Annotated in this window: 26 protein-coding genes; 9 read left to right on the forward strand and 17 right to left on the reverse strand. The window is 56.6% G+C overall.

What is annotated here, in order from left to right; translation table 11 throughout:
- Positions 1-4 precede the first annotated feature (4 nt).
- From BLM14_RS00375 to BLM14_RS00385, 3 genes are all read left to right on the forward strand, one after another.
- Positions 5-196 (forward strand): CsbD family protein, encoded by a 192-nt coding sequence (locus BLM14_RS00375; protein ID WP_099997593.1) that lies wholly within the window; start codon positions 5-7, stop codon positions 194-196.
- 121 nt (positions 197-317) lie between these two features.
- On the forward strand, positions 318-1124 hold the full coding sequence (locus tag BLM14_RS00380; RefSeq protein WP_099997594.1) for a transglutaminase-like domain-containing protein: 807 nt from the start codon (positions 318-320) through the stop codon (positions 1122-1124).
- Positions 1125-1198: 74 nt separating this feature from the next.
- Positions 1199-1441 (forward strand): DUF768 domain-containing protein, encoded by a 243-nt coding sequence (locus BLM14_RS00385; RefSeq protein WP_099997595.1) that lies wholly within the window; start codon positions 1199-1201, stop codon positions 1439-1441.
- Position 1442: 1 nt separating this feature from the next.
- Here BLM14_RS00385 and BLM14_RS00390 read toward each other — a convergent pair whose 3' ends face one another.
- From BLM14_RS00390 to BLM14_RS00405, 4 genes are all read right to left on the reverse strand, one after another.
- Positions 1443-4691 carry an error-prone DNA polymerase gene (locus BLM14_RS00390; protein WP_099997596.1) on the reverse strand — a complete coding sequence of 1083 codons (3249 nt, stop codon included), beginning with the start codon at positions 4689-4691 and terminating at the stop codon, positions 1443-1445.
- A gap of 5 nt (positions 4692-4696) precedes the next feature.
- Positions 4697-6142 (reverse strand): Y-family DNA polymerase, encoded by a 1446-nt coding sequence (locus BLM14_RS00395; protein WP_099997597.1) that lies wholly within the window; start codon positions 6140-6142, stop codon positions 4697-4699.
- A 13-nt stretch (positions 6143-6155) separates the two neighbouring features.
- On the reverse strand, positions 6156-6941 hold the full coding sequence (locus BLM14_RS00400) for an ImuA family protein (protein WP_099997598.1): 786 nt from the start codon (positions 6939-6941) through the stop codon (positions 6156-6158).
- A gap of 84 nt (positions 6942-7025) precedes the next feature.
- On the reverse strand, positions 7026-7454 hold the full coding sequence (locus BLM14_RS00405) for an Lrp/AsnC family transcriptional regulator (protein ID WP_099997599.1): 429 nt from the start codon (positions 7452-7454) through the stop codon (positions 7026-7028).
- Between the two features lie 120 nt (positions 7455-7574).
- Between BLM14_RS00405 and BLM14_RS00410 the strand changes: the two genes are divergently transcribed.
- Positions 7575-8678: a saccharopine dehydrogenase family protein gene (locus BLM14_RS00410; RefSeq protein WP_099997600.1), complete on the forward strand. Its 1104-nt coding sequence runs from the start codon at positions 7575-7577 to the stop codon at positions 8676-8678.
- Positions 8679-8746: 68 nt separating this feature from the next.
- On the opposite strand, the gene BLM14_RS00415 is transcribed toward BLM14_RS00410, so the two are convergent.
- The 3 genes from BLM14_RS00415 to BLM14_RS00425 all read right to left on the reverse strand — a co-directional run bounded on the left by BLM14_RS00415 (position 8747) and on the right by BLM14_RS00425 (position 11486).
- A complete protein-coding gene (locus tag BLM14_RS00415; protein ID WP_099997601.1) occupies positions 8747-9997 on the reverse strand; it encodes an aminopeptidase in 1251 nt (416 codons plus the stop codon).
- A 126-nt stretch (positions 9998-10123) separates the two neighbouring features.
- Positions 10124-10969, reverse strand: a complete 846-nt coding sequence (locus BLM14_RS00420) for an SDR family NAD(P)-dependent oxidoreductase (RefSeq protein WP_099997602.1) — start codon at positions 10967-10969, stop codon at positions 10124-10126.
- Between the two features lie 88 nt (positions 10970-11057).
- Positions 11058-11486, reverse strand: a complete 429-nt coding sequence (locus tag BLM14_RS00425) for a hypothetical protein (protein ID WP_099997603.1) — start codon at positions 11484-11486, stop codon at positions 11058-11060.
- Positions 11487-11743: 257 nt separating this feature from the next.
- Here BLM14_RS00425 and BLM14_RS00430 point away from each other — a divergent pair, with 257 nt between their 5' ends.
- The 4 genes from BLM14_RS00430 to BLM14_RS00445 all read left to right on the forward strand — a co-directional run bounded on the left by BLM14_RS00430 (position 11744) and on the right by BLM14_RS00445 (position 15657).
- Positions 11744-12040: a DUF6074 family protein gene (locus tag BLM14_RS00430; protein ID WP_099997604.1), complete on the forward strand. Its 297-nt coding sequence runs from the start codon at positions 11744-11746 to the stop codon at positions 12038-12040.
- Between the two features lie 407 nt (positions 12041-12447).
- Entirely contained in the window at positions 12448-13401 is a 954-nt protein-coding gene (locus BLM14_RS00435) for a sugar kinase (RefSeq protein WP_099997605.1), read from the forward strand.
- The gene (locus tag BLM14_RS00440; RefSeq protein WP_099997606.1) at positions 13398-14681 is read left to right on the forward strand and encodes a D-tagatose-bisphosphate aldolase, class II, non-catalytic subunit; all 1284 of its coding nucleotides are present in this window, start codon (positions 13398-13400) and stop codon (positions 14679-14681) included. Before BLM14_RS00435 ends, BLM14_RS00440 begins: the two co-directional genes overlap by 4 nt.
- Positions 14682-14832: 151 nt before the next feature.
- Positions 14833-15657: a DeoR/GlpR family DNA-binding transcription regulator gene (locus BLM14_RS00445; protein WP_099997607.1), complete on the forward strand. Its 825-nt coding sequence runs from the start codon at positions 14833-14835 to the stop codon at positions 15655-15657.
- A 40-nt stretch (positions 15658-15697) separates the two neighbouring features.
- Here BLM14_RS00445 and BLM14_RS00450 read toward each other — a convergent pair whose 3' ends face one another.
- From BLM14_RS00450 to BLM14_RS00495, 10 genes are read right to left on the reverse strand one after another with little or no spacing between them, the layout of a single operon-like run.
- The gene (locus BLM14_RS00450) at positions 15698-16816 is read right to left on the reverse strand and encodes an ABC transporter ATP-binding protein (RefSeq protein ID WP_099997608.1); all 1119 of its coding nucleotides are present in this window, start codon (positions 16814-16816) and stop codon (positions 15698-15700) included.
- A 9-nt stretch (positions 16817-16825) separates the two neighbouring features.
- Entirely contained in the window at positions 16826-17800 is a 975-nt protein-coding gene (locus BLM14_RS00455; RefSeq protein WP_099997609.1) for an ROK family protein, read from the reverse strand.
- Positions 17801-18529: a ribulose-phosphate 3-epimerase gene (locus tag BLM14_RS00460; RefSeq protein WP_099997610.1), complete on the reverse strand. Its 729-nt coding sequence runs from the start codon at positions 18527-18529 to the stop codon at positions 17801-17803.
- Entirely contained in the window at positions 18526-19353 is an 828-nt protein-coding gene (locus BLM14_RS00465) for an alpha/beta fold hydrolase (protein ID WP_099997611.1), read from the reverse strand. The genes BLM14_RS00460 and BLM14_RS00465 overlap by 4 nt, the downstream gene beginning before the upstream one ends.
- Positions 19350-20174: a sugar phosphate isomerase/epimerase family protein gene (locus tag BLM14_RS00470; RefSeq protein WP_099997612.1), complete on the reverse strand. Its 825-nt coding sequence runs from the start codon at positions 20172-20174 to the stop codon at positions 19350-19352. The genes BLM14_RS00465 and BLM14_RS00470 overlap by 4 nt, the downstream gene beginning before the upstream one ends.
- Positions 20174-21250, reverse strand: coding sequence for a Gfo/Idh/MocA family protein (locus BLM14_RS00475; RefSeq protein WP_099997613.1), 1077 nt, complete (start codon positions 21248-21250; stop codon positions 20174-20176). Before BLM14_RS00475 ends, BLM14_RS00470 begins: the two co-directional genes overlap by 1 nt.
- 17 nt (positions 21251-21267) lie before the next feature.
- Positions 21268-22107 (reverse strand): sugar phosphate isomerase/epimerase family protein, encoded by an 840-nt coding sequence (locus BLM14_RS00480; RefSeq protein WP_162293127.1) that lies wholly within the window; start codon positions 22105-22107, stop codon positions 21268-21270.
- The gene (locus BLM14_RS00485) at positions 22104-22937 is read right to left on the reverse strand and encodes a carbohydrate ABC transporter permease (RefSeq protein WP_099997614.1); all 834 of its coding nucleotides are present in this window, start codon (positions 22935-22937) and stop codon (positions 22104-22106) included. Before BLM14_RS00485 ends, BLM14_RS00480 begins: the two co-directional genes overlap by 4 nt.
- Entirely contained in the window at positions 22934-23863 is a 930-nt protein-coding gene (locus BLM14_RS00490) for a carbohydrate ABC transporter permease (RefSeq protein WP_099997615.1), read from the reverse strand. The genes BLM14_RS00485 and BLM14_RS00490 overlap by 4 nt, the downstream gene beginning before the upstream one ends.
- A complete protein-coding gene (locus BLM14_RS00495; protein WP_099997616.1) occupies positions 23860-25203 on the reverse strand; it encodes an ABC transporter substrate-binding protein in 1344 nt (447 codons plus the stop codon). Before BLM14_RS00495 ends, BLM14_RS00490 begins: the two co-directional genes overlap by 4 nt.
- A 221-nt stretch (positions 25204-25424) precedes the next feature.
- Here BLM14_RS00495 and BLM14_RS00500 point away from each other — a divergent pair, with 221 nt between their 5' ends.
- On the forward strand, positions 25425-26570 hold the full coding sequence (locus BLM14_RS00500) for a Gfo/Idh/MocA family protein (RefSeq protein WP_099997617.1): 1146 nt from the start codon (positions 25425-25427) through the stop codon (positions 26568-26570).
- The last annotated feature ends 35 nt before the right edge of the window (positions 26571-26605 follow it).

Consider the following 26605-nt stretch of genomic DNA (forward strand, 5'->3'; position numbering starts at 1 on the left):
ACCCATGGGCAGCACAAGTGACAAAGTTTCCGGAATGGCCAACAAGGCGGCGGGAAACATCAAGCAGGCCGCCGGGAAGATGACCGGCTCAAAGAGCATGCAGGCCAAAGGAAAAATGCAGGAAATCAAGGGTGACGCCCAGCAGGCTAAAGGCAAAGCCAAGGATGCTGTGAAAAAGGTTGTCGACAGGGCCTGATACCCTTGATGCCGTCAGATTCAGCCGGTCCATTTTGGGCCGGTTGCTTTTTATCCAATAGTCTGTCGTGCTGTGTTTTTTGTATCGAGATCAGAATTCCAACTTTTAAGAGGACCTGCCGATGAGAATCAATGTGGGGTGTGAACTGACTTTCGAGTTTGCGCAGGAAACGCCTCTGATTGCCATTTTGAACGTCCATCATTCACGATTTGCGGATTTGGAAGGCGTGGAGGTATTCCACGCCACTTTTGGCGCCAGTGTCGGTGGGTATCACGACCAGTTCGGCAATTGGTGCAATCGCGTCCTCGCGGCACCCGGCATATTCATGTGTTCGACAAATGCCATTGTGAACGATAGCGGTTTACCGGATCCCATTGTGTTGGATGCCGTCCAACATCGCGTTCAGGATTTGCCCGATGATACTCTCGTTTATCTGATGGGCAGCCGCTATTGCGAAACCGATTTGCTGAGCGAAGAAGCATGGCGCCTGTTCGGCAATGAGCCCGAGGGTTGGCGGCGTGTTCAGGCAGTATGCGACTTTGTACATAATCATATTGTCTTCGGCTACGAACATTCGAATCCCACACGCACCGCTTCGTCGGGATATTTCGAGGGACGTGGTGTATGCCGTGATTTCACCCATCTTGCGGTGGCCTTTTGCCGATGCCTGAACATCCCAACACGCTATTGCACTGGATATATTACCGATATCGGCATACCCTTGCCGCACGCGGAAATGGACTTCTGCGCATGGATGGAGGTTTACCTCGGTGGGCAATGGCACACCTTCGATCCGCGCAATAATGAGCCGCGTATAGGCCGGATCAAGGTTGCGCATGGGCGCGACGCGGCGGATGTGCCTCTGACGAATATATTTGGCCCAAACCTCTTGACGAAGTTCAAGGTATGGGCCGATGAAGCCGCCTAGTTGGCGATTTTTGCAACCTTCTCGGCTTCCGGAAGTTTTGTCCGGAAGGGATTGGCTATGCCAAGGAGGAAAATATGAGCCAAAGAGCGATCGATTTCGTCAATAACTGGATCTCGACCAATGTGGATGCCAGCCGTCCGGCGGATATGGCGCATCACGACCGGCGACCGAAGCAACTGGCCGCAAAGTGTGCGGCTGATGCGGAAGCTGCTGGTATTTCGGTGTCCGAGATCAAGGATGGCCTGGGCGATCTCGAAATCTGCATGATCACGGCCATTGACAGGGCGGCGCTGGCCAAGGAGAGCAAGCAGGCTTGAATTAATGAAAATCCCTCGATTTCGGCAGAATGCGCACCTTGCGTGGATGACTGGCCCTCGGCTGATCCGGAACAGGGTGAAGTACTTCGTCGCTACGTGACACAGGCAGCGCGGGGCGCTGCTCGGAAAGACGATAAAGATCCTCGGTGCGGTCAAAGAGCTTTCTGGCGACAACATGCACGACATTTTCAGCGCTCTGGACTGTGCCTTCGATCAATATCAGGCGTGACCCCATGACCTCCTTGCGATATCTCTCCAACAATTTTGGCCAGACTATGATATTGGCGATACCCGTTTCATCCTCGATGGTCATGAACACAACCCCCTTGGCACTGCCGGGCCTCTGGCGGACGGTGATCACGCCGGCGAGCTTTACCCGACGATTATTGCCCAAACTGTTTGCTTGCCTGCAGGTCGAGACATTTTGCGCGATAAACCTCTCACGCAGGAATTGCATTGGATGACCCTTGAGCGAAAGACGCGTCGCCTCATAATCGGCAATTACATGCTCCGACATTTTCATTAGCGGTAATCTGGTCTCGACTTCCTTTGCCAGTTCATTTGTTTCAGCAGCCTGAAACAGGGGCAGCGTTTCATTGTCAGGAAAACGGCGGACTGCCCAGAGCGCCTCGCGCCGGTCAATATCGAGCGAACGAAACGCATCAGCATCGGCTAGAAGAACAAAGGCGCGCCTTTCCAGCCGCGTCAGACGGCGCAATTCTTCAATGCCGGTGTAGTGATGTTCGCGTCTTGCACAGATTTCGTCTGCCCAGACTTTCGAAAATCCCTCGACCTGACGAAAACCAAGACGCAACGCAAGCTTTGCAGGTTCAACGCGTTCCAGTGTGTTGTCCCACTCGCTGAAATTAATGTCTACGGGTCGCATTTCGACGCCGTGCTCGCGCGCATCGCGGATGATCTGTGCCGGAGCGTAGAAGCCCATGGGCTGCGAATTCAACAATGCAGCCGCGAAGGCCGCTGGATGGTGACATTTGATCCAGGAGGAAATGTAGACAAGGATGGCGAAGCTCGCCGCATGGCTTTCGGGGAACCCATATTCACCAAAGCCCTTGATCTGGTTGAAACAGTTCTCGGCGAAGCTACGCTCATAACCGCGGCGAACCATGCCTTCCACCATTTGCTCCTGCATAGTGTGAATGGTTCCGACATTGCGGAAAGTCGCCATGGCACGGCGCAATTTGTTCGCTTCGTCAGGGGTGAATCTTGCCGCTTCGATGGCAATGCGCATTGCCTGTTCTTGAAACAGGGGAACGCCGAGGGTTTTTTTGAGAACGTTGCGCAATTCATCCTTATCGCCATGTTTGGGAGAAGGGGAGGGATAGTCGACTTTTTCTATTTTATTGCGCCGGCGCAGGTAGGGGTGAACCATGTCGCCCTGAATGGGGCCGGGACGGACAATGGCTACCTCGATCACAAGATCATAAAACTTTCTCGGTCGCAGCCGCGGCAGCATGTTCATCTGGGCGCGGCTTTCCACCTGAAAAACGCCGAGAGAATCGGCGTTGCAAAGCATATCGTAAACTTTTGAATCTTCCTGAGGGACCGTCGCCAATTCAAAGCGGTTACCACCATGCAGATGAATAAGATCAAAGGCCTTGCGGATGCAGGTCAGCATGCCGAGCGACAGCACATCAACCTTCATGATGTTGAGCGCATCAATATCATCCTTGTCCCATTCGATGAAGGAGCGATCTGCCATGGCAGCGGGGCCGATCGGCACGGTTTCGTCGAGCCGCTGCTGGGTCAGGACAAAACCACCGACATGCTGGGAAAGGTGACGCGGAAAGCCGATCAGTTCCGTCGCCAACCTGACGGCACAGCGTATCATGACATTATCGGGGTCCAGCCCGGCCTGGCGCACTTCGTTCTTTTCAACTGTCGTTCCCCAACTGCCCCAAACTGTGTTGGCAAGCGCAGCGGTGACATCTTCCGTCAATCCCAAAGCCTTGCCAACATCGCGGATGGCACTGCGCGGACGATAGCTGATGACGGTTGCAACAATGGCAGCACGGTCGCGTCCATAGCGCTCGTATACCCATTGCATCACTTCTTCGCGCCTTTCATGCTCGAAATCGACATCGATATCCGGTGGTTCCTTGCGCTCCGCCGAAAGAAAGCGCTCGAACAGTAGATTGATCTTGACCGGATCAACGGCGGTGATGGCGAGGCAATAACAGACGGCGGAATTGGCGGACGACCCGCGTCCCTGGCACAAGATATTCAGCGAACGGGCATGGGTGACGATGTCATAGACTGTCAGAAAATAGGGCGCGTAATTGAGCTTCCCGATCAGTGCCAGTTCCTTTTCCACAAGTTCACAAACCTTATCAGGAATGCCTTCAGGATAGCGCTTTGCCGCACCTTTCCATGTCTCATCAATCAAATGCTGTTGCGGTGTCTTGCCGGGCGGCACCGGCTCGTCGGGATAGTCATATCTCAGTTGGTCGAGGGAAAAGTTGATTGGCTCAATGAAGTGCTTCGTTTCCAAAACAGCAGCGGGGAAATGCCGGAAGAGACGCCGCATTTCATCTGGCGATTTCAAATGCCGTTCGGCATTCTTCTCCAATCGGCGTCCGGCCGTATCGATGGTGACATGCTCGCGAATGCAGGTCAGCACGTCCTGGAGCGGCCGTCGGGCCGGGGTATGATAGAGCACATCATTGAGGGCAAGAAGAGGAACATTGGCCTCGGCAGCAAGGCGCGCCAATCGTTCGCCATGCCGCCTGTCTGCCCCCTTATGCGGCATGGCAAGGCCAAGCCAAACAGCTCCCGGCGCTGCAAGAGAGAGTTTCTTGAGGAACGCAGCGAGGTTCTTATCTGCATTGGCAGGTGCCATAACTGCTATCTGAAAATCCTTTGCACGAAATAGGAAATCCTCGAATATTAGATGGCATTCGCCCTTGATGGCGGCGCGTATCTTGCCTTCGCTCAAAAGACGGCAGAGCTGGCCATAGGCGAAGCGGTTGCGCGGATATACGAGAAGGTCGGGTGTGCCGTCGATGAACACCAGCCTGCACCCGATGAACAGTTGTAGGGGGCTGCCTGTCTTTTCCTTAAGTTCCTTGTGGGCCGAATAGGCGCGCACCACACCGGCCAATGTATTGCGGTCGGCGATGCCAAGGCCATTGAGGCCGAGCAGTGCGGCAGCCTTCACCAGTTCTTGCGGCTGGGAGGCGCCTTCCAGAAAAGAAAAATTGCTGGTGACGGAAAGCTCGGTGTAATCCGGCATGGTGATCACGCAAAAAGCCCGTGCAGATACCAGCGGGGGTTAGGGTTTCCGCGTTCAATCAATCCTTCACGGTAGACCCAGAAGCGCTTCCCGGAACTATCCTCCAGCCGATAATAATCCCGAGTCAGAGCACCCGCATGTTCGCGCCACCATTCTGGCGCTATACGTTCCGGTCCTTCAGCCAGAACGATGGTGTGTCGGACCCGACGCCAGACAAATTGCGCCGGCGCGGCGTCTGGCACTTCAAAGGTGGCATCGATACGTTCCGGAGGCTGGAACAGCCTTATGGGGCGCTCTGGCGGATTGCCCGGATGAAAATCCGGCGACCATTCAAGTGCATTATCCTGTTTTGTCCTGGCAGCGGGTTCGAGCGAAACAGCGCGTTCGGGAATGTGCGTGTCGACAGGAACAGGGCGAAGGACACGGGCGTTGCCAAGCCGTATGGAAAGCCGGTCAACAAGCGTGTTGATTTCTTCTGTCTCCTGCGCACTGTTGTCGAGGCTCTTCTGGATGGCTTGGCGTCTCTCGACACGGACTACTGCAAGCCGGAGAATGTCAAACCCATAACCGGCATCGAGCGGGTCGCTAAGTGTGGAGAGTCGCTCCTTTAGCAATCGGAAGAGGGTCTTCGTCTCGGTTACAGGCCGCCCGGTCTGGATGCTGATCCGGCGCACATCACCATCGGCGCGAAAGAAACTTGCTTCGACCTCGCGCGCACCTTCCACTCGTTGCTGCAGACGGCGGAAGAGTTCGTCGCTCAAGGATAGAAGCACATGCTCGATGGTTTCCATGGCGATGAGCGGCTCGGCCATGCGTCGCTCGACCATGCAAACCGGGACAAGGCGGCGTGGGGAAATGGGCTCGCCAGCCCGTCCGAACAGTATATCGAGGCGGTTCACCAGATTTACACCGAAACGAGCAGTGAGAGCTGCACGGGGCAGCACCTCCACATCGCCAATACTCCGCAAGCCGGCCCGCTTGAGCCCGGCAAGATGTGCTTCCTCGATATCGAGGCTGTGAAGCGGCAAAGCGAATAATCTAGACCCTTGATCGTTCTCGCTGATAATGCCGCCCGCTGAATGACGGGCGAGCGCTCTTGCAGCGGCCGCATTGGTAGCAAACGCGCTGCGAACGATAATGCCAAGCTTGTGAAACCTCCTGTGTATGTCCTTTAAAAGAGAGATCTCATCGCCAAAAAGATGGATACAGCCAGTCATGTCGAGGATGAGGCCATGCGGCTCATCAAGCGCGACAAGCGGTGTATAGCGGTCGCACCAATCGGCCAGCTTTTCCAATAGCGCGGCATCCTTGCGGGGCGAGGCGAAAGCGATATCCAGATGCTCGAATTGCGCACGCGCATCGGTCAAGGCCATGCCTTTGTAAAGGCCTGCCTTGGCGGCTTTTTCATCGACAGCGGTCAGCCGCAGGGCATTGGCGAGTTTGTCCACCACGATCAGGTGCTGGTCAGTATGGCTGCGCCCAGGATTTTCGCGTTTGAGGCGGTCGGTAGGCAGGTGTGGAAACCACAGCGCCAGAAACCGGTTCGACCTGTTTGAAAACATGAACATTACTTTCCCATTGCAGGGTCCAATGGCCGGTCATGCCTTGCCTGTTACGAATGAGCGTGACGTCAAACACCGGATGACCTGGTGCATTGGCCCCGCTTGATTGAGAAGAGGTGGCGCGGATCAGCCAGCGAGTGACCGCCGCGTTTTCACCCGGGCTAGCGCCCAGCCTCAGAAGGAAGGCGGGCACATCCGTCTGTTGTGCTGTCAGGAGCAATTTGCGTGAGGCAGTGAGATCCAGGCACTTCGGATTGCCCCATGGCGCGATGATGACGGCGCCCGTGCCACGAATGCCGAGGCTATCCGAGGCGGCTTTCAGAACATCCTGCGGCGAGGTGCAACGCACTATGATGAGGCGCTGCGGATCAAGACCGATATTCTGCAAGCCGGGTGCGTAGGGGAAACCATGTTCCTGCGCTGTAAAATCTTCTTCCACCCACAGAATTGGGCTTTGATCCGAAGAGGCGCGCAGGGCAAGAGCAATGACAAACCCCGTTGCGGCGCCAGCATCACCGGATTCGTCCGCAAAGATTTCGTGTACGGCGCCGCGCTGCAGGCCATCCCGGAAGACGCGGTCAATGGCATCGTCACCGAAGTCAAAGGCGGAGCGATGCGCGGCCAGCGTATTCTGCTCACTCAGAGACGCAATGTCGCGCCTCAACGCCGCAAGATCGACGGTTGTCACTACGGTGGCCTTTCAATGTTCATGATATGTTCTATTATGGAATCCTATGATGGCAAGAGTCAAGAAGGATGTACGAAGGTGTTCTTAGCGGTTGATGCGGGTGGAGAGAATGATCGACGACATGGTGCGTTCGACGCCTTCCAGGGCCCCTATCTCATCCAGCAATTTGTCGAGTTCCTGGATTGATGGCGCTTCGACGATGACGATCATATCGAATTGGCCACTGATCGAATGCAAGGTCCTCACCCATGGGATTTTCCGCAGAGCCGCTTCAACCTTGGTCGCCAGTTTGGGCACAGCGGTCACGAGCACATGCGCCTTGACCAGGTTTTGCTCATATTCCGGCGATAGCTGAACACTGTATCCACGGATCATGCCGCGCTTTTCCAGTCGCTCGATGCGGCTTTGCACAGTGGTACGCGATACACCGAGCTTGCGTGCAAGATCGGCTGTCGAGGCCCTGGCGTTCTCCCGCAGCAACGAGAGCAGGGAATGATCGGCTTCTGTCAGCATAATGACAAATTAACTCGGCATATTGTTTAAAATTAGAGTGTCATATCGTCAGTTTACATACTTCATTTCGCCGAGCAATCTGCGAAATTCATATAAGTTTTTATTTCCAAGGGGAATCAGATGAAAGAGATCGTTGTTGTAGGGGCAGGGAAAATTGGCGGGACGATCGCCAATCTTCTTGCGAACACCGGAGATTACCACGTTACCGTTGTCGACCGGGCACAGAGCCAGCTCGAGGCGCTTGAGATTTCTTCTGTTGTTGCGACAAAGCAGATCGAAATCGCAGAAGCTGGCGCGCTGGAACAGGTTCTCGATGGCAAATTCGCCGTGCTCAGTGCTGCGCCTTTTCACCTGACCACCCGCATTGCTGAAGCCGCCGCCAAGTCAGGCGTCCATTATCTCGATCTCACGGAAGATGTGGCCAGCACGCGCATCGTCAAGCAGCTTTCGGCTACGGCAAAGACCGCTTTCATTCCCCAGTGCGGTCTGGCGCCAGGTTTTATCTCGATCGTCGCCAATGATCTGGCCAAGCGCTTCGATACGCTGGAAAGCGTCCGCATGCGCGTTGGCGCATTGCCGCAATACCCATCCAATGCGCTCAACTACAACCTGACCTGGAGCACGGACGGCGTCATCAACGAATATTGCGAGCCCTGCGAAGCTATCGTCGATGGCGAATTAACGGAAGTGCCGCCGCTGGAAGAACGCGAGGAATTCTCGCTTGACGGCGTGACCTATGAGGCATTCAACACCTCCGGCGGTCTGGGCACATTGTGCGAAACCTTGCTCGGCAAGGTGCGTACGCTCAACTATCGTACGATCCGTTACCCCGGCCATGCGGCCATCATGAAGGCGCTGCTTAATGACCTTGGGCTGCGCGACCGTCGCGACGTCTTCAAGGACATTCTGGAAAACGCCCTGCCATCGACCCTGCAGGACGTTGTCGTGATTTTCGTCACGGTCAGCGGCCGCAAGAAGGGCCGTCTCCTGCAGGAGACCTATGCGAACAAGGTCTATAGTGGCCACATAGGTGCGCAGCTCTATAGCGGCATCCAGATCACCACGGCATCGGCCATCTGTGCCGTGCTCGACATGCTGGCAAAGGGCGACCTGTCACAGCAGGGCTTCATCAAGCAGGAAGATATCGCACTCGATGCATTCCTCGCCAATCGCTTTGGCAAGGCTTACGCTCAGGCAGAATCAGCTGGACGTCTCGTCGCCTGAAAATAGGCCGAAATAACCAATCGCCACCGCACCTGCGGTGGCGATTTTTTATATCCTAAAATGAACAATCAGACCCATTCGCCCTTGCGCATTACCGGAACCGACGAACCGTCCTTGTTGATACCATCGACGTCGATTTCGCCGGAACCAATCATCCAGTCGATGTGAATGAGGCTCTTGTTGCCGCCGCGCGCTGCAACCTCTTCAGGCGTCAGCTCCCCGCCGTTGACGAAGCACTTCGAATAGCACTGGCCAAGGGCGATATGGCTGGCGGCGTTTTCATCGAACAGCGTGTTGAAAAACAACAAGCCCGAGGCTGAAATAGGTGAGGAGTGCGGGACAAGTGCCACTTCTCCGAGACGCCGCGCACCCTCGTCAGTTCCCAAGACCTTGTTGAAGACTTCTTCGCCGCGCGTGGCCTTGGCCTCGACGATCTTGCCGCCCTCGAAGCGCACCTTGATATTCTCGATCAATGTGCCCTGATGTGACAACGGCTTGGTGCTGGACACATGGCCATCGACACGAAGTGCGTGCGGCGTTGTGAACACTTCCTCGGTAGGGATGTTCGGATTGCAAGTAATGCCGTTCTTGGCGACGGAAGCGCCGCCGTGCCATTCATGTTCATCTGCAAGGCCGACGGTAAGATCCGTGCCCGGCCCCTTGAAATGCAGAGCCGAGAATGTCCGTGCGTTCAGAAATTCCGTCCGCTTGCGCAAGGACGCATTATGGTCGCGCCAGGCGCTGACCGGATCGTCAATATCGACACGCGAGGCGGCAAAGATCGCGTCGGCCAGCATGGTGACCGCAACCTCCGGATCCTGATCGGGGAACACCTGCTTTGCCCAGGATGGGTTCGGATAGGACACAATGTTCCAGTTAATATCGAAACCGGCGATCTTCTCCAGCGCTGGCTGATAGGCTCGCGACTGTGCCTTGTTGGCGCGAGCAACCTTTTCCGGATCCTCCGCGGAAAGCAGCATCGGATTATCGCCGGCAACGGCAAGACGCGCGGTATTTGCGGAGAAAGCCTTGGCCATACCCTCATAGAGCCAGCCGGCGGAGCGGTCGAAACTGTTATCCGGCGCATTGCGGTAGCGCATGAGGGTTGCTTCTTCATCGCTGTAAAGGGGAGTCACCAGTCCTGCCCCCGCTTTGTAGGCGTGTTCGGTGATGCGGCGTACCAGCGGCAGTGCCGCAAGCGGGGCGGTGATCAGAAGATCCTGGCCGGGCTGCAGCTGCAGGCCGATCTTGACGGCGACTTCCGCAAGGCGATCGAGCTTGACGGGATCAACGGAGGGGATTTTGGGTGATGAGGTCATGGTGAATCCACATTGTTCAACGGAACGATGCCTCAACATAGAACCGGACCATCCGCCACTTCAAGGCGCAAGGTTTGCTTACGACATCAATCCTCCGAGCTCCGATCCAGATCCAGGGGTCGCCTCTCACAAATCCTTTTTCAAGAAAGCGGCAAATTCGCTTTCATAATCGGGGTGCCAGCGCGACAAAGGCGGGCGGTTCTGGATGATGTCATTGGCCGACCAGAGGATACGCCGTTCGTCCAGACTGCGGACCACATCATTGTCCGGGCAGAGAATGTAGAAATCGTCAGCTGACACACGGTCCAGCATGAAATCGACGGTTTGTTCAGGCGTCCAGGCGCCAGCAGGCTTTTCGGTGCGAACGCCAGCAGTCAGTGGCGTGTAGACAAAGCCCGGAATGAACAGGTGAGCCGTTACCTGACAATCCTTGGTGTTACGTAACTCATGTTGCAACGCCTCGGTGAAGGTTTTCACCCCGGATTTCGAGACATTATAGGCGGGATCGCCGGGCGGCGTGGTGATGCCCTGTTTTGAACCGGTGTTGATGATGAGGCCCGGCTTTTTCCGAAGGACCATCCTCGGGCCGAAGACCTGGCAGCCGCGAATGATACCGAACAAGTTGACCGCGATGATACGATCCCAATTGTCTGTGTTGAATATGCCGCTGCCGGGCTGAATGCCGGCATTGTTCATCAGAATATCGACGCCGCCGAATTCTTTCTCGACCGTTTGTCGCAGGTGCTGCAAATTATCGACGCTGGTTACATCTGTCGCGATGGCGATGACGCTTTCCGGTTTGGTGTGCTTAGCGACCAGGCCATGGGCTTTTTCGAGTTTTTCGCCGGCGAGATCAGCCATGGCAACCTTCAACCCCATGGCGGCGAAACGCTTGGCCGCGGCAAGGCCAATACCGGATGCACCCCCGGTGACGACTGCCACATTGGATCGTGAAAAGGCCGGATGCGTCATGGGGTTTGTCCTCATGGTTGTTGCAGCGTTTGAGAGTGTTGTGTCTCATCAGGCTAACAGAAGACGGGAACAGAAGTAAAACAAGGCATCAGCCGAAATTTGGAACACGCACATAATGGACGAGGGGTGTCACCTGTTCCTTTACTTCGCGATTTTCAGTTTTCCTGGCGGCCAGGGCTTCCTTGTGCCGGCGTGCTTCAAGAATTTCCTTCTCCGAACTTTCGCCCATGCACAGCGCCTGCAACAGGACCATGCGTGCCGCGTCGGCGATGCCTGAGCGATTTTCATTAAGGGCAATGTCGAGAATGACGCGGCGGAAGTCCGTCTGTTCTACGGGTCGTCCAGTTACGTAACGCCCGCGGCGGGCATTTTCCGCCTCGATGAGAGTGTAGAGTTTCTCACGCAGGTCAGCACCTACATTTTCATATTGCGCGGCAAGGTCGGGCGCAGCAGCGGCGAGTTTTTGCTTCTGCCGTTCGCGGTGCCGCCTCTGCCTCTCTGCATTGCTGAGTGCCATGTCTGCTTGTCTGCGCCGTAACGAATGCGAATCACTTTACCCCAACTTGATAAGCGTGCATGCCGTAACCGGCAACATTATGGTCTCGTTACGCACAATCTGTTTGCCAGCTTGCGATGCGGAATTCGTTACGTAACTGTGCCGTAGCGAAATTGCGAACCCGGCCAAAGGCCTGTCGAAACAAATTGTTAGGATAATTTCCGCTATCGTCAGGCGAATCAATTGCCAGGCAAAGTCTTGCCGGACCGGGAAGAAAAATGAGCATGTTCGAAGCCGAATCCTCAATGCCATGCCAAGTCATTCCATTTCCTCTGACACGACGAGTAACAAAGGTCCGCGACGTGGCGGCAAAGATCATGGACAAGGCGACAGACCGGCAAGCAGAAGCCTACCGAAACCAGGTTGCAGATGGGCTGTTCCGGCACTTGGCCAAGATCGGCGTTCCGGAAGACGAGCAGGATGAGCAGGTCGGGGCCTTCTTCACCGCAGTCGAATTGGAGCTCTCGCGACTGTTCGACCTGCAGGACGCCAACGGCGAAACATCTGCCTATTAGGCACCAATGCTGCCTTATTCCGTGACCGTTGCTGCCGTCTTCGGTGCGCTCGTCTGCTCATACAGTGAGGGGCGCAAGGCGCTGCTGAAGGCTCATGTTATGTAGTAGTGGTGCCCTGATCGCGAAACAGCGTCTTAATCCAGAATGCAAATTGACACACGCCACTCATACGGCCAACGACGCTGAGCCAATCGACGAGCAGAGTGGTCTTCTCACGCCGCAAATTTGATGGGGGGTCCGCAGTTCGTGGGCTTGATCATGCGCGGCAAGCCGATGGAAAATTCCGCGCGCTAATTTCTTTATTGACGCGATAAAAGATGGAGCATAGGCATAAACTTCTTGAGATCTGGCGGGCACGTTCTCGGGAAGAGTCGAGAAACCGGCTATAGGGAGAAGATCCGGAGTCCATGAAAAAAGTTCTGAGTGCCGGAGAAATCGTTGTCGAGATCATGGCGGAGCGCATTGGGCAGAGCTTTTTTGAGCCAGGGCCATTGATCGGGCCTTTCCCGTCAGGAGCGCCAGCGATATTCATCGCGCAGGCAGCGCGGCTTGGCCAGCCGGCCGGTCTTATCAGCGCGGTGGGTGACGATGATTTCGGCCAGTTGAACATCAACCGACTCCTGAGCTGCGGCGTGGACGTCTCAGCGATCGCAGTTCACCCCGGATGCGCTACCGGTACGGCTTTCGTCACCTACAACGTCGATTCCAGTCGTCATTTCGTCTATAATATCAAGAACAGCGCCGCCGGATTGATCGAGGTGGGTCCATCCGCGAAGATGCTGCTTGCTGGAGCCGACCATTTTCACGTCATGGGTTCCTCGCTGTTTTCCGAGGGTGCCATTGCCGCCGTACGAGCTGGGATTGACGCGGTAAAGGCGAAGGGCGGCACTGTTTCCTTTGATCCCAATATCCGAAAGGAAATGATCAATCTGCCCGGCATGCGGGCAGCGCTCGATCATGTCCTGGCGCTGACTGACGTCTTCCTGCCGAGCGGGGAAGAGTTGTTTATCTTTACTGGCGCGAGCGACGAGGCGTCTGCCGTCAAGGAGATGCTGGATCGCGGACCGTCGGCGGTTGTCATCAAGAAAGGTGCGGAGGGCGCGGTCTATTATGACAAAGCCCGACGTCTCGTTTCGCCTGGGTTTGCCGTTACAGAAATCGATCCGACCGGCGCGGGGGACTGCTTCGGTGCAGGTTTTGTTTCGTTCTGGTTGCGTGGTGCGGCGACGGAAGAGGCGTTGCAAATTGCGACGGCTTGCGGAGCATTGGCCGTTACGTGCAAGGGGCCGATGGAAGGTATTTTTCCTCTTGCAGGCGTCGAGACCTTTATCAAAACCGCGGCACGGAGGACAGAGCCATGAGCGCCGCGCTGGAAAACATGTTGCGCATACCGGCACGGCGGCATGCTGGGAAACGATGTGGCATCACGTCGATCTGCTCGGCGCATCCATTGGTTATCGAGGCGGCTTTACTGCACGGCAAGACCCACAATAGGGACGTTCTCATCGAAGCGACCTGCAATCAGGTTAATCAGGACGGTGGCTATACGGGAATGACCCCCACTGGTTTTCGACACTTTGTGGAGGACATTGCCGAAAAGGTGGGCTTCCCGGTCGATCGCCTCATTCTCGGTGGTGACCATCTTGGGCCTAATCCCTGGAAACATCTTGCTCCGGATGAAGCGATGCGAAAAGCATCGGTGATGATGGACGCCTTCGCGTCCGCGGGCTTCACCAAGATTCACCTGGATACCAGTATGGCCTGTGCGGGCGAGCTTGCAGGTCTTGCCGATCAAATAATCGCGTCACGTGCGGCCGATCTGGCACGCATCGCTGAAGTTGCGGTCGAGCGGACAGGTGGCGAGAAACCTGTCTACATCATAGGAACAGAGGTTCCGATTCCCGGCGGTGCTCTTGAAGCGCTCGACCATCTTCACGTAACGACGCCCGAGAGTGCCCTCAAAACCGTCGATATTCATCGCGCCGCCTTTGCAAAGCTGGGTTTGAACGAGGCCTTTTCGCGCGCAATAGGTGTCGTGGTCCAGCCGGGTGTAGAATTTGGCAATGCCGATGTCGTCGCGTATAAACCCGAAAATGCCAGAGAACTCGTCGCTGCACTTGATGATATGCCTCAATTCGTGTTCGAGGCCCACTCAACTGACTACCAGTCAGTTGAGGCTTTGAAAGCGCTTGTCGGGGATGGGTTTGCGATCCTTAAAGTCGGTCCGTGGCTGACGTTTGCGCTGCGCGAAGCGCTTTACGGCCTCAGTCATATCGCCGATATACTCGTGCCCGATCCAGCACGCGAAAGCCTGCCATCGGCGATGGAGCGGGCGATGCTGGCACTGCCCGGCAACTGGCAGAATTACTATCCGGGATCAGTGGCCGAACAGAGGATCCAACGCCATTTTTCCTTCAGCGATCGCATCCGTTACTATTGGCCGTCGCATATCGCGCAGGATGCTACCAGTGCGCTGATGACGGCTCTGGAGGGCGTAGACATCCCCCGTCCTTTGATCAGCCAATATCTGGGCCACCTGGATTCCACTGTTGCTGACGGTTCGTTCAAGACCTCAGCGCATAACCTTCTGATCGCCAGCATCACACGTGTTCTTGATATCTATGCCGAAGCCACGCATTAGAATGCCGAATTCCCGCACGTAAGCTCGTCAATACAGATTCTGAATTGTGGCGGAACAGCACCGCGTCGCGCTTCTGAGATCATAACGGAAAACAGCGAGCGGAAATGACTGCTGGGTGGCGTTGTCGGGCCAAAGCTGTAAACTATTCGCCATGGCATACAATGATTCCCGCAACCCTTCCCAAGGCGTTTCCGAGACGAACAGCAACGCATTGCCTGCCATGCGTCAGAACCGCTTGATCGAACTCCTTCAGGAACATGGGCAAGTCACGGTTGCCGAACTCGTGGTGCTGTTCGATGTATCGCGCGACACAATCCGCCGGGATCTGGATTTGCTCGAACAACGTGGCCTTCTGGTCCGCACGCACGGCGGCGCTGTTCACAACGCCAAGCTTGTCCGGGTGGATACAACGTTCGGCCTGCGAATGGACGAGCATGTCGACGCGAAACGCCGTATCGGACAGGCTGCGGCAAATCTGGTGCGTGACAGCGAAACTCTTATTATCAATGGCGGCTCAACGACGTGTTATTTTGCCGCCGCGCTGACGGAGCGGCGCAATCTGACGGTCGTGACGAACAATCTGCGCTTGCCACCGATCACACCTGAACCATCTGTCAGCTCAATCCATATTATCGGCGGCACCTATTGGTCCGTCTCGCAGGTCACGATAGGGACGATCGGATTTCCCTCAGTCTCGGGTATCAGCGCAGACTCGGCGGTCATTGGGGTTACCGGAATCTCGCCGTCCGGCATTTCAATGGGACGCCTTGAGGAAGCTACGGCGACTGCAGGTATGATCGATGTCGCGAAGCGAACCATCGTGCTCGTTGATAGCAGTAAATTCAACGTCACGGCATTTGCCAATATTGCGCCGCTTCATCGTATTCAATACGTCGTCACCGATGCGAAACCGCCAGAGGAAATAGCGGAGGCTCTCGATCAGGCGGGAGTCCAGATACTGATTTGCGAAGGCTGATCCCACTACGCAACTTTACCCCAATTGGTCGAACAATGTCCTAAGACACCCTTAATTTTTCGGCCAGGAGTGGGTGCCTGGCGAGATGGGGCAGCGCATTTCCGTTCGCATCAAAGACATGCACAGAATCGGATTCAAAGGACAGGCGCACTGCTTCTCCAGGCTGGATTGGATTGTCACCTTCGGTCTGGACCAGGATCATAGTCCCCCCAACATCGACGTGCAGAACGGTAAGTCCACCAAGCCGCTCAGCAATCAATGTTTGCCCGTGTAGCTCGCCCTTCGGATCGATTCGCAGATGCTCAGGCCTGATGCCGATGGTGACCTCGGCTCCTGGGGTTACCCCGCGTGGCTCCACCGGGACGTTGAGCGGGGCGCGATCGGGCAAAGTCAGTGTGACGCCCCTGGGGTCAAATTGAGCTATCTCGGCTTTCAGGAAGTTCATTTTGGGCGACCCGATGAATCCAGCGACGAAGAGATTCCTGGGATGATGATAGAGGTCGAGCGGCGATCCGACCTGTTCGATTTCGCCCGCGTTGAGGACTACGATCTTGTCCGCCATCGTCATGGCTTCGACCTGGTCATGCGTGACATAAATCATCGTGGCATCAAGACTCTTGTGCAGGCGCATCAGTTCGATACGCATCTGGACGCGCAAAGCGGCATCAAGATTCGACAGCGGCTCATCGAACAGAAACACCTTGGGATTGCGGACAATTGCCCGGCCAATGGCAACACGCTGCCGCTGGCCACCGGAAAGCTCCTTCGGATGACGCTGCAGCAGTGGGCCCAATTGCAGCACTTCCGCCGCAGCCTTCACCTTTGCCTCGCGTTCTGCTTTCGGTGTGCCGGCGATCTTCAATGCAAAGCCCATGTTTTCCGCAATCGTCATGTGGGGATAGAGCGCATAGGACTGGAACACCATGGCCAAGCCGCGATCGGCGGGGCCAACCTCATTGGCGCGAATGCCATCGATCAGAAGTTCACCGTCAGAAATCTTCTCGAGCCCAGCAATCATGCGTAACAACGTCGACTTGCCGCAACCGGACGGGCCGACAAAAACGACGAATTCACGGTCTGCAACCTCGAGGTCAACGCCCTTTATCACCTGAACCGTACCGTAGGTCTTCTTGATGTCGTTCAGTGTCAGCGTTGCCATGGTTCCCTCCTATTGAATCGCTTCTGGTTCGGGCTTGTGCTGCCCGTTGAAGATCATGCTTGCCGCGCCAATGAGACCGGCATTGCGTCCGAGTTCGGCCGCAATGACTGGAACATCCCGATAAGCCGACATCGCGCGTTCGTTGATGACACGCTCAATACCTTCGTGCATCAGCTCAAGCAGGTTGCCGACACCGCCGCCAATGATGAGCCGTTCCGGTGAATAGAGATGCAGAAGGTTGGCAAGACCGATCCCCAACCATCGCGCCTCATCGGCAAGGAGCGACAACGCAATCTTGTCACTTTCATGCGCGGCCTGGGCAATATGATGCCCCGTAACCGGCCCGGAACCCGCCAGTTTCTTGAGCAGGGACGCCTCGCCGGATGCAGCCAATCGAGTTGCGTCGCGCGATAGCGCCGTGCCGGAGGCCATTGCTTCCCAGCAGCCGCGTGCGCCGCAGGCACAGAGCTCATCGCTATCAGCCGCAATTGTCATGTGGCCGATTTCGGCAGCGAGGCCTCGGCGGCCGTGCAGCAACTTGCCATCCGCAATGATGCCACCGCCGATGCCGGTCGAAACGGTCACAAAGGCCATCGATTGTGTGCCGCGCCCCGCACCGAAACGCCATTCGCCGAGCGCCGCCGTATTCGCGTCGTTCTCCAGGAGCACCGGCATTGCCAGCCGATCGCGCAGAATTGCCGCCAGAGGTACGTCACGCCAGCCATGCAATGTGGGCGGTGCAATGACCGTACCCGTTAACGGATCAAGCGGGCCAGCTGAACCAATCCCCAAGCCCATAATTGAGCAGGAACCCGCTTCCACCCGCACTTGGTCGACCAATGAGACGATTTGTGCGATGACAGCGTTCGGGCCGCCTCTCGCATCAGTAGGTGTCGCCGCGAAGGCGATCAACTGGCCATTTCTGTCGACGATAGCTGCACGCAGCTCCGTTCCACCCAAATCAATGGCGAGCGCGCAGTGCATTTACTGTGCCGCCTCTGCAACTGGCAGCCCATGCAGCCAGCCCGTGCGAGCCTTGAGGTCCGGATCGCCAAAAGCCAACGAGCCCAGCACGACTGTTTCCGCGCCAGCAGCCCGCAGCTTTGGTACCGTCGTCTCGCGAATGCCACCGTCAGCTGCAAGACGAACATCCTCGCGGCCGGCATCCTGTAATAATCTGCGTGCGGCCAGGAGACGCGGGCAGGCCTCATCGGACAGCCCCTGTCCTTTGACGCCGATCGCTGTACCAAGCAAGGTGATAAAGGCAACATCGTTAAGCCAGGGCTTGAGCGCTTCGACCGGTGTTTCCAGCCGCAGGACGATGCCGGCCTCGACGCCAAGCTGCTTGATCAGCGCCAATGCCTCGCCGGTTACCGTGCCGTTCTCGGCGTGAACGGTGATGAGATCAGCTCCAGCTTCCGCGAACTGGCGGATCTGTTCAAGCACGATGTCGCCTTCGACCATGAGATGGACATGCAGTGGCTTCGTCGTCAAGGCGCGGATGCGCGCCACCTGATCTGCAAAGAACAGGAAGGAGGGTGCAAAGCGCCCGTCGGCAACGTCGATATGATAGAGGTCAACGAAGGGTTCCGTGCGCGCGACATCCCGTTCGAGATTGGCAAGATCGGCTGACCACAGGGAGAATTCGCCAAGCAGGCGGTCGCGCGGCAAGGCCTTCAGCCAGTCGCGTGCAGGGGCGGTTTTCGCGGTCATGAAGGATGCTCCTCGGATGCAAGAATATGTTGCAGGAAAGTGTCGAGCGCGTGGCGAAACTGGGCGACATGCAGGGGCTTCTGCGTGGCTTTTGGTGCTATTTCAACGAACTTCGCACCTGGAATGAGAGATGCCAGCTCCCGCGCGTAAGCGATGGGATGAACGTAGTCGATCTCATGACCGATAACCAAAGCTGGGATATTGATCGCAGCAGCCTGATGGCGTGCTACGTTTGGGCCATCATTGGCGATGCCGCCAAGAAGGTCAGAGGTTATGGCAGGGTCGGAACGATCAAAGAATTTCAGCAGAGATGCAAGGTTATCGGGCGCTACCAACGCGAGATCGCGCGCCGTCGCCGACTCCGCGAAATCCTCACGCGCCATGTCAGACGACGCGGTTTTCAGCACGGCTGCAACCTCCGAGAACGGGCGCATGTTGGTTGGTGCGGGGTCGAAAAGCCATGCAGGCCGGGCCAGCACCAACCCGACGATCCGCTCGGGATGGTAAACCGCAAGATGCAGGGCAATCGCCGCACCCATCGAAATGCCGCCCGCAACAAAGCGGTTGATGCCCCGCGCATCGCAGGCAGCAAGGATATCAGCTGCGAACATCGAGATTGAAAATGGCCGCGCATTGCCGGGCTCCGACATGCCTTGGGCACGGCATTCGAGCGTAAGGCGGCGATAGGCGGGGCCATCAGGAAAATTTCCGGCAACTTGCGCCTCATCGCCGCCAAGCCCATGCTGAAAGACCACCGGAAAGCCGCTGCCACTATCGAGGAGGTTGAGTTTGACGTCGTCGCGGATCAAGGTTGTCGTGCTCATCGACCGGTCAGCCCATGGAGGTAGGCGGCAACGCCCGGAGCTTCATTCGCTGACAGACCGTGGGTTACCACCGCGCCTTTGAAGTCTGCGGCTTTCAGGCGCGCGACGAAATCAGCAAAATCGACCACGCCGGTGCCGGCCGTCGCAAAACTTCCATCCGGATGACGATCCTTCGCATGTGCCATGGCGATGGCTGGACCGAGGACATCGATCGCCTCGGCGATAATCCGTTGTGCTTGCAGACGATCCGCAACTTCGAACAGATTGGCCGGGTCGAGGACGATGCGAATACGCTTTGACCCGATCGCGTCGATCAATTTCTTTGCATCCTCTGACGACGTAACGACATTCGCCTGTTCGGGTTCGATGCCCAGATCGACACCCAGCAAATCGGCCATGCGGACGGCGCTTTCCATCTCGCTGATGAGATCCGACCAGGCTTCCGGCGCGGCGTTATCGGGGTGGTGTCTCCACTGATCCTCGGCATCGCGCGTACCGGTGCAAAGCGTCACCAGCGGGATATTGAGCTTGCGCGCAGCTTCGAGCAGCACCTGCAAGCGGCGTAGTCCCTCGTTCCGTACGGTTTTGTCCGGATGGATCATGTTGTAGGTCCCGGAGAGCGCCACGAGCTTGACCCCTGACGTCTTTACCGCCTCCTCTATTGCCATGATTGTCTCGTTGGCGATCGCATCGGGCATTGCGGGCAAGCCGCAGCAGGCCATGTTGAACTGCGCACAATCGTACCCTGCCGAGCGCACTGCGTTCAGTACAGATAGAGGTTCCGTACCCGGGAAGGTCTTGGCGAAAATGCCCACCTGCATCAGACGGCTCCGGTCATGCTGGCAACACTGACAGCCTTGCCCGTTCGAGCGGATTCGGCAATTGCGGCCATGGCGCGCACAGAGGCAAGGCCATCCTCAATGTCAGCTCCGCGCATTGGTTTGCCGGTCAAAACGGCTTCGGCAAAACCCTCGACCTGGCGCCGGAAGAAATGTCCATCCGCGCCGAGCGGCCGGTGATATGTCGCGTCTTTCTCCGAAAATATCTCGACATCGCTCGATTTGTAGTACCAGGGATTATAGGTCTTGGCCAAAACACTGCCGTTTTCGCCGTAGAGCTGAAACCCTTCGTGCCAATCCATGCGCACGGCCACAGTCAGGTCGAGATGGCCAAGTGTGCCGTCGGCAAATTCGGTCTCGACAAACCAGCAATAGGCTCCGAAACGTTCGAGCAATCTCGCGCGGACCTCAACAATTTCCCCGCAAAGAAAACGGGCTGTATCGACGAGATGACTGCCGTGGGCGAGCATATAGTAACGCCTGAGATCGGCCTTTGGATTGCCATGGGGCTTGCGCTGCCGATTGCTGGTGACAGGCAGCGGTTGCACTGCGTCTGTCATCGTGTAGCGATGAGTGCTGTCGCAGTACCAGGCTTTCAAGGCGAGAAGCTGGCCCATCTCGTTCTGGATGAAATCATGTGCGGCCTCGAGCCCCGGGTCGAAACGCTTCATGTGCCCGACCTGCAGAATACGGCCCGTGCGTTTGACAACGTCACGCAGTTCCTCCACCTCCTCGACGCTGACGCCGAGCGGCTTTTCGCAGAGTACGTGCTTGCCAGCTTCGAGGGCCTTGATCGACATCGGTACATGGAAGGGATCGGAAGTGGCAACGATCACGGCTTCCACATCCGGATCGGCCAGCATTGCCGCAAAGTCGTCAAAGGTGCGCTCAGGCTCGTATGTCGCAGCCATACGCGCCAGAAGATCGGGAGCAGCATCGCAGATTGCGTAAAGATCGGCGTTGCGTGCTTTCACGCAGGATTCCAGATGGGCGAACTGGGCTATGGGCCCGGCGCCGAGGACACCAATCCGCAGCCGGCGTTCTTGCTTTGTCAACATTTCACAAACCTCTACTCTTAGGCGACCAGGCGACGCATGGTTTCACGGTTGCGGCGGACGCCTGCGGCGGGATCAGCCGCTGCCGTATCGGATTCCTCTTCAAGCACTAGCCAGCCGTTGAAGTTGGGGGCACCGGCGACGAGATCGACAATAGCTCGGGTGTCGCAAACGCCTTCACCGAGCATCGCCCATTTACCGCTGGTATCGACATCTTTCAGATGCAGGTAGCGGACGCGGCCGAGATAGGTGCGGATGGTATCGAGAATATCCATCCTTCCGCGCAGGATGTGGCCCGTGTCCGGAACCCATCCGATGAGCGCCGGGTCGGTCAGAGCCATGATGCGATCATAATCGGCGCGCGTTCCAAGAAGTGTATTGTGGTGGGAACTCGGATGAAGGGCCACCTCGACGCCAGCACGTTTTCCACGTTCGCCCGCACTATTGTAGAACTCCGCTGCGACCTTGAATTTGTCATCGATCGGACCGGGATTCATGATCGTCGCGCTGCCATAGGAGAGCAGTGCTCCAGGGAATTGGACAACGAATTCCAATGCTCTGTCGACGGAAGCCAGATCGTCGGCAAGCGCCGACGGCTCGGTGAAGCCGCTGTCGCTGCCGCATGCATAGGCAACAAGGGTCAGGCCGTGAGATTTGAGCGCGCTCGCAAAGGCGGCTGGCTTGCCGAAATAATCACCAATCATCGTGTCGGTTATCTCAATGCCTGCATAGCCTGCACCTGCGATGGCGTGGAGAAGATCGTCGGGACCGCCGCTCCATTTGTTGCCCAGCATTTCCCAGGTGAAGGTCTGGCAGCCAACCTTCAACGTTTTGTTCTGGATTGACGACACGCCATTCATTCCTTGACTGCTCCTTGCGTAAGCCCTTCGATGATGTGACGCTGGAAAATCAGAACCAGCGCGACCAGGGGCACGGTGACCACAACCGATGCCGCGGAAATATCGCCCCACGGCTGGTAGTAGAGATTGGTGAAATTCGCGATGCCGACCGGGATCGTCTGATGATCAATAGTCGAGGTGAAGGCGAGCGCGAACATGAACTCGTTCCAGGCAGCGATGAAGGCGAGCAGCCCAGTGGTTACAAGGCTTGGCAGGGACATGGGCAGGATGATGCGTACCAGCAGCCCGATTGGCCCGACGCCATCCATGCGCGCTGCCTCGTCGATCTCGCGCGGCAAGGTTTCGAAGTAGCCAAACAGCACCCAGGTCACCAGGGGCAGACCAAGCGCCAGATAGGTAATGATGAGACCAAGATAGGTATCGAGCAGCCCAAGATTGGACGCGATCAGATAGAGGGGACCGACGATTGCGATTTGCGGGAACATCGAGACGGAGAGGATGAGTCCAAGAATGCCGAAGCGGTTCTTGACCTCGAGCCGTGACAAGGAGAAAGCAGCAAGCGCACCAACTACCAAGCAAAGCAGCGTGGTGAGCCCGGCCACGATGATCGAGTTCAGAATATAGTACTGGAACTGCTTGACGAAGAACACATTGTAATAATGCTCGAAGGTCAGCGGTGAAGGCCAGAAGGAAGGCGTTTCTGCCGTCAACGCGGCATCCTGCTGCAATGACGTCAGGAATTGCCAGATGAAGGGCCCTCCCGACCAGACGACGATCAGGATTGCGCCAGCATAGACAAACAATTTGCGGAAGGTCTCGCTGCGCATCATCCCTGCCTCCGCATCTGACGTACAATGAAAAATCCGAAGCCGAGGGCGAGAAGCGCTTCCGTAATGAACATGGCCGTCGACAGTGCCGAGCCGTAGCCGAATTGCAGCGTCGAAAACATGGTTTTGTAGCTGAGTGTGGACAGGACTTCGGTGGAATCCCCAGGACCGCCGCCTGTCAGCACATAGACCAGGTCGAAGACACGGAAGGCATCGAGCGCACGGAAGAGACCTGCGATGAGCATGGTCGGCAGCAAGAGTGGCAGACGAATATGCCAGAACGTTTGCCAGGCATTGGTGCCATCCATATGTGCCGCCTCGATCAGCGATTTCGGAACGGTCTGGAGGCCAGCCAGAATGAGGAGTGCCATGAAGGGCGCTGTTTTCCACACGTCGGCGAAAATGATCGTGCCAAGTGCATTGTCGACGGAGCCGTACCAGTTGACGTTCTCGCTGATCAGCCCAACGGAGCGGAGGAGATAGTTGATCAGGCCGTGCTGGCCGTCAAAGAGCCAGCCGAACATCTTGGATGTCACGACTGTGGGCATCGCCCAGGGAACAAGCATGGCTGCGCGTACGATCGAGCGGCCCGTGAAGGGTTCGTATAGCAAGAGTGCCATGCCAAGGCCGAGAATGGTTTCCAGCAGGGTAGAAACGAGTGTGAAATAGACCGTGTGATACCATGCGTTCCAGAATAGAGGATCGCCCCACATCGACACGTAATTCTCGAAGCCGACGAAATCCGATTGCTGCAAAGCCAGGGATGTGTTGGTGAACGAGAGCCAGAACCCGTTGATGATCGGATAGACCGACACGGTCGCCAAGGCGACGAACACCGGTACCAGAAGCAGGATCGGCGTCCATGATGCTGGCCACAAGCCGGCCCCGGTAAGGGGGCCGGCTGCGGGGGAGATGCTGCGCGTGTTCATCCTACGATCTTGGTTATGCGATCATTGGCTGCGTCGAGTTCTTCCTTGACCTTACCGGTGACGAGGGCGCGCGATACGCCGGACTGGATGGCAAGTGTCACCTGGGCATAAGTTGGTGTAACGGGCCGTGGCGTTGCTCCAGTGAAGACGCTTTTCAGCTGCTTCATGAAGGGCTGTTCCGCTCCGAGCTTCGCATCTTCATAGACGTCGGGGCGGGTTGGGGCGATGCCGAGTTGAAGGGCGTAGCGCAACTGTGTTTCAGCCGAAGACATCCAGGTCAGGAAGTCGATGGCAGCTTCGGGGTTCTTGGTCGCTGCATTGACACCATATTGATAACCGCCGAGGCAGGCCGAGCTCTTCCCGCCTGCGAAGTGCGGCAGGGGAGCGACACCTACCTTGTCGACGACCTGGGATTCCTTCTTGTCCTGCGCGATTCCGTAAACATAGGACCAGTTACGCAGGAACGCTGACTGGCCGGCTGTGAATGGTCGACGAGAAGGCTCCTCGTCCCAGCTGAGAACGTCCGCCGGGCTGATTTTGGTCTTGTTGATCGTGTCGTAGAGGAATTGAATGGCCTCGATGGACTTTGCATCGTTTAGAATGCCAGTTTTTCCATCTGGCGAGAGAATCGATCCACCATTGGACGCGATCACCTCGACGGCATCGCAAACGAGAACTTCAGCCTGCTTGCCCTGCCAGAGATAGCCGAACTTGGCTTTGCCTGACTTCTGGATCTCGGCAGCTGCCGTTGCAAGCTCGTCCCAGGTTTCCGGTACTTTCGCACCGGCGCCCTCAAGCAGATCCTTGCGATAGAACAACATGCCGGAATCGACGAACCAGGGCAAAGCAGTCAGTTTGCCGCCATAGGTGCAGGCAGCGATCGTGCCGGGGAAATATTGTTTCTGTGTGTCTGCATTAAAGTATTGGTCGAGCGGCAGTGCCCAGCCGGCACCGGCAAATTCGGCAATCCAGACCACGTCCTGCGTAAAGACGTCCGGTGTACCTGTGCGGCGGGCAAGCTGCTGCACCAGGGCCTGGTGCACTTCGGTAGATGCACTTGGCGGTGGCAGCTCGACATAGGTGACATGAACCTTGCTCTGCGCCTCATTATAGGCATTCACCACATCGGAAATGGTTTCTTTGCCGAAGAATTTTGCACTGGCAAAGGTGATCTCCGTGCGGCTTTGTGCACGAGCGGGCCGGGGGAGCCCGAACGCCAGGGCACCGGCGGATGCCCCCGCGCCAAGCAGGAATTGACGTCTGCCAGTTTCAACGGTCAAAAGCTTCGATGCAGATTTCGGTAAATTATTCAGAATCGTATCGGATTTCTTGTCAGACATAGTCCTCTCCTCCCAGAGTAAGGTGAAATGTCACCGGAACGGGAGTATGCGGTAATGTGCGCATTAGTCAAGCATATTGCTGCATAAAATTGCATAAAGTCGCATTTTTGACTTGAGTGATGGCGCGGCTTGGCGCAAGAATGCAAAAGAGCGCATAAATCCAAATTATTTGAATCCATTTTCAAATGGATGGCTCAAGAGCCAAGAGGAAACAGCCTGCAATGAGCACTTCACGCAGAAACCTTCGCATCGGTGTCGTTGGATGCGGCAATATCTCCATGACTTATTTGCGCAATTCCGCACTTTTTCGCGGTATTAAGCTCGCTGCCTGCGCGGATATTTCGACAGACATGGCGCAGCTTCGCGCCAGCGAATATGGCATACGCGCTCAATCGGTGGATGAGCTCCTGAAATCCGAAGATATCGATCTGGTTCTAAATCTAACGATCCCGACAGCCCATTTCGATATCTCGATGTCGGCGCTTTCAGCGGGCAAACATGTCTTCACCGAAAAGCCGCTGGCTGTCACCGCCGTTGAGGGGCGCACGCTCGTGGCTGAAGCCCGCAGCCGTAATCTGCTGATAGGTTCGGCGCCGGATACATTTCTTGGTGCCGCCGGCCGCTTGGCGCGCCGATTTGTCGATGGCGGCAGGATTGGCCGCCCCGTTACTGGCACCGCTTTCATGATGGGCCGCGGAATGGAGCATTGGCATCCAAACCCGCAATTCTACTATCAGCCTGGCGGCGGACCAGTTCTCGACATGGGGCCGTATTACATCACCATGCTGGTTAATCTCATTGGCCCGGCAAAACGTGTTGTAGCGATGTCCAGTATAGCTTCAGCCGAGCGCCTGATCACAGCCGACGGACCGTTCAAGGGTACAAGTTTCAAGGTTGGTACACCAACGACGATTCAAGCAGTGGTCGAATTCGTCAACGGTGCAGTTATCAGCATTGGCATGAGCTGGGATGTGTTCAAGCACTCCAATCATCCGATCGAGTTACACGGTACCGAGGGCTCGCTGCGTTTGCCTGATCCTGATACGTTTGGCGGCGTGCTGGCGCTGAGCGAACGGGGCAGCGAATGGCAGGAGTTTTCAACAGCGGACAGCCTGCACGGTCAGATCAATTGGCCATTCAACGCGCCTGATCGCGCAAATTACCGCATGATTGGTGTCGCTGACCTCGCCAATGCGATTGCGACTGGCGGCAAACCGCGTGCATCCGGGGATCTGGCGCTGCACGTACTGGAGGTCATGGAAGCAATCCTCGAAGCGGGCGCAACCGGTAAGGCAATCGATATTCCCGGAAGTGGAGTGCAACCGGCGGCACTTCCCGAAGATGAAGCAGCAGCTCTTGGTGCCTGAACTTGTGTAGCCGGTACGAGGGAGGAACTTGTGAT

This window comes from Phyllobacterium zundukense, from assembly GCF_002764115.1.
Lineage (GTDB): Bacteria > Pseudomonadota > Alphaproteobacteria > Rhizobiales > Rhizobiaceae > Phyllobacterium > Phyllobacterium zundukense.

Excerpts from the sequence above, each read along its gene's own strand:
- BLM14_RS00375 (WP_099997593.1), top strand. The coding sequence starts at position 5 with ATGGGCAGCACAAGTGACAAAGTTTCCGGAATGGCCAACAAGGCGGCG.
- BLM14_RS00380 (WP_099997594.1), top strand. The coding sequence starts at position 318 with ATGAGAATCAATGTGGGGTGTGAACTGACTTTCGAGTTTGCGCAGGAA.
- BLM14_RS00385 (WP_099997595.1), top strand. The coding sequence starts at position 1,199 with ATGAGCCAAAGAGCGATCGATTTCGTCAATAACTGGATCTCGACCAAT.
- BLM14_RS00390 (WP_099997596.1), bottom strand. The coding sequence starts at position 4,691 with ATGCCGGATTACACCGAGCTTTCCGTCACCAGCAATTTTTCTTTTCTG.
- BLM14_RS00405 (WP_099997599.1), bottom strand. The coding sequence starts at position 7,454 with ATGCTGACAGAAGCCGATCATTCCCTGCTCTCGTTGCTGCGGGAGAAC.
- BLM14_RS00410 (WP_099997600.1), top strand. The coding sequence starts at position 7,575 with ATGAAAGAGATCGTTGTTGTAGGGGCAGGGAAAATTGGCGGGACGATC.
- BLM14_RS00415 (WP_099997601.1), bottom strand. The coding sequence starts at position 9,997 with ATGACCTCATCACCCAAAATCCCCTCCGTTGATCCCGTCAAGCTCGAT.
- BLM14_RS00420 (WP_099997602.1), bottom strand. The coding sequence starts at position 10,969 with ATGACGCATCCGGCCTTTTCACGATCCAATGTGGCAGTCGTCACCGGG.
- BLM14_RS00425 (WP_099997603.1), bottom strand. The coding sequence starts at position 11,486 with ATGGCACTCAGCAATGCAGAGAGGCAGAGGCGGCACCGCGAACGGCAG.
- BLM14_RS00430 (WP_099997604.1), top strand. The coding sequence starts at position 11,744 with ATGAGCATGTTCGAAGCCGAATCCTCAATGCCATGCCAAGTCATTCCA.
- BLM14_RS00435 (WP_099997605.1), top strand. The coding sequence starts at position 12,448 with ATGAAAAAAGTTCTGAGTGCCGGAGAAATCGTTGTCGAGATCATGGCG.
- BLM14_RS00440 (WP_099997606.1), top strand. The coding sequence starts at position 13,398 with ATGAGCGCCGCGCTGGAAAACATGTTGCGCATACCGGCACGGCGGCAT.
- BLM14_RS00445 (WP_099997607.1), top strand. The coding sequence starts at position 14,833 with ATGGCATACAATGATTCCCGCAACCCTTCCCAAGGCGTTTCCGAGACG.
- BLM14_RS00450 (WP_099997608.1), bottom strand. The coding sequence starts at position 16,816 with ATGGCAACGCTGACACTGAACGACATCAAGAAGACCTACGGTACGGTT.
- BLM14_RS00455 (WP_099997609.1), bottom strand. The coding sequence starts at position 17,800 with ATGCACTGCGCGCTCGCCATTGATTTGGGTGGAACGGAGCTGCGTGCA.
- BLM14_RS00460 (WP_099997610.1), bottom strand. The coding sequence starts at position 18,529 with ATGACCGCGAAAACCGCCCCTGCACGCGACTGGCTGAAGGCCTTGCCG.
- BLM14_RS00465 (WP_099997611.1), bottom strand. The coding sequence starts at position 19,353 with ATGAGCACGACAACCTTGATCCGCGACGACGTCAAACTCAACCTCCTC.
- BLM14_RS00470 (WP_099997612.1), bottom strand. The coding sequence starts at position 20,174 with ATGCAGGTGGGCATTTTCGCCAAGACCTTCCCGGGTACGGAACCTCTA.
- BLM14_RS00475 (WP_099997613.1), bottom strand. The coding sequence starts at position 21,250 with ATGTTGACAAAGCAAGAACGCCGGCTGCGGATTGGTGTCCTCGGCGCC.
- BLM14_RS00480 (WP_162293127.1), bottom strand. The coding sequence starts at position 22,107 with ATGAATGGCGTGTCGTCAATCCAGAACAAAACGTTGAAGGTTGGCTGC.
- BLM14_RS00485 (WP_099997614.1), bottom strand. The coding sequence starts at position 22,937 with ATGATGCGCAGCGAGACCTTCCGCAAATTGTTTGTCTATGCTGGCGCA.
- BLM14_RS00490 (WP_099997615.1), bottom strand. The coding sequence starts at position 23,863 with ATGAACACGCGCAGCATCTCCCCCGCAGCCGGCCCCCTTACCGGGGCC.
- BLM14_RS00495 (WP_099997616.1), bottom strand. The coding sequence starts at position 25,203 with ATGTCTGACAAGAAATCCGATACGATTCTGAATAATTTACCGAAATCT.
- BLM14_RS00500 (WP_099997617.1), top strand. The coding sequence starts at position 25,425 with ATGAGCACTTCACGCAGAAACCTTCGCATCGGTGTCGTTGGATGCGGC.